At 74.7% G+C, this 1,705-nt stretch carries 1 protein-coding gene and 1 pseudogene; one reads left to right on the top strand and one right to left on the bottom strand.

Features of this window, described 5'->3' with window-relative positions; all coding sequences use genetic code 11:
• Positions 1-163: 163 nt before the first annotated feature.
• Positions 164-331: a DUF3099 domain-containing protein gene (locus FOE67_RS30890; protein ID WP_438874305.1), complete on the bottom strand. Its 168-nt coding sequence runs from the start codon at positions 329-331 to the stop codon at positions 164-166.
• 515 nt (positions 332-846) lie between these two features.
• Here FOE67_RS30890 and FOE67_RS24935 point away from each other — a divergent pair.
• Positions 847-1,705 (top strand): annotated as a pseudogene (locus tag FOE67_RS24935) (hypothetical protein); the annotation flags it as partial.

The raw sequence follows: 1,705 nt of genomic DNA, 5'->3' as shown, positions 1-1,705 counted from the left end.
TTCGTCGGCAGCGTCAGTTGTGTATAAGAGACAGGGGGTGGGGGATCGGTGGTGTCGGGCCGGGCGGCGCGGTGCCGGGCGGTTTGTCGTCGGTGTGCTCCACGCGGTCCGCTCCCCTCCGTCGACTCCGTTGCCGTCGAGTGCCGTCGACAGGTGGGTGAGCCTACGGTTCCTCGTCCCACCACCGGTCGTCGGGTCCCCGACGGTTGGCCACGATGGTCGCGATCGGCGGCAGCACGGCGGCCACCACGCACATGCCGATCGCCACCGGTACCGACCAGTGCCGCACCACGGCCCAGGCCCCGACGAACAGGGTCAGGCAGATCGCCATGAGCGCGAAGTACCGGCGTCGTCGTCCCGCGTACGAGATGCCCTCCACCTCCCGGTTCCCGTGCGTGCGACCGGCCCGTCTCCGGTCATTCCATCCCATGATCACACCCGGCTTCGGACCGGGCACCTCGCACGCGACCCCTCGGCCGGGTACGGACCGGGGAGGGTTTTCGGCCTCCGCCGGGTGACTCCCGGGGCCGGGGGGATCGGACCACCGGGCGGTGATCGTTTCGATCCGAAGCCGGCGAACGGAAACGATCAACGGATGTGATGCATCGATCGGCTCCGGACCGACCGATGCGCCCCGGTGATCACCGGGCGCGGTGTCCGGAGGGCGTTTCACGGCACCGGAGGCCCGGAACCACCGGCGGAACCGGCCCTCCGGCGCCGAAACCCCACCCCGCGCCGGGGCGGCCCCCTCGAACGGGACCGGAAGCACCCGTCTCGCCCCCATCCGCCCGGGGGAGCCATGCGGTGATGAAACGGTCATGCCGCAGCAGGCTGCGAGGGGGTCGGGTGGCAGTGGGAAAGTCCTCGGAAATCCTGGAGACCCTTCGGGAGGTGCGGAGCCTCCTGCGGGATCCCGATCACGGTCTCGCCGCGTCCCGGGGCGCGTTGACGGCGACCCACCGGACGGTGACGGAGGACGTGTCCCCGGGCCTCGCCGGCCTTCAACAGGACCACCGGGAACTGCGCACCCGACAGAACCGGATCAGGGACGGCCTGGCGGAGCTCCGCACGGCGGTGGAGGCGCTGCGCCGCGAACTCGCCGAGACCCGGGCCGCCGTGGCCGGGACGGCACACCACCGGGCCGGGGAACCGGGCGCGGACCCGGGGACCGGCATCGACACCACCCACCACGGGGAGCCGTGGGGGACGACGGGGAGGAACGGCATGGGGCGGGAACCCGACAAGGCCGGTGACCGGCGAGGCGACGAGCGACGGGACGACCCGTCCGGGGCGGTGCCCGACGAGTCCGCCGGGGCGGTGCCCGAGGAGACCGCAGGAGCGGAGGACGCCGGGGCGGAGGACGACGCGTCGGCCGAGGCATCCGCGAGCGACGGGCACGCCACGTCGGTCGCGGGGGAGGGGGAGCCGGAGACGCCTCCCGCCGTCCCGACGGGGCACGGCGGGGCGGAGGAGGCGGAGGAGGCGGACCGCCATCCGGCGGGCCCCGGCTCCTGCGGGGACGTGCCCGAGGAGCCGGAGGGTGAACCGCCCACCGATCCGGTGGCCCCCGAGGAAGCCGGGGGCGGCGCAGCCGGCGCCGGAGGGGAGCCGCCCTCCGACACCCCGGGGCCCACCGGCGGAGCCGCCGGGGGAGAGGAGCCCGGCGACGCCGACGAACCGCCCTCCGGGGGGATTGCGGAGGGGG

It is taken from the genome of Streptomyces calidiresistens (assembly GCF_014141525.1).
GTDB lineage: Bacteria > Actinomycetota > Actinomycetes > Streptomycetales > Streptomycetaceae > Streptomyces > Streptomyces calidiresistens.
Note: the sequence above shows the minus strand (reverse complement) of the source record. Positions and strands in the feature narration are given on the sequence as shown.

Excerpts from the sequence above, each read along its gene's own strand:
- FOE67_RS30890 (WP_438874305.1), bottom strand. The coding sequence starts at position 331 with ATGGCGATCTGCCTGACCCTGTTCGTCGGGGCCTGGGCCGTGGTGCGG.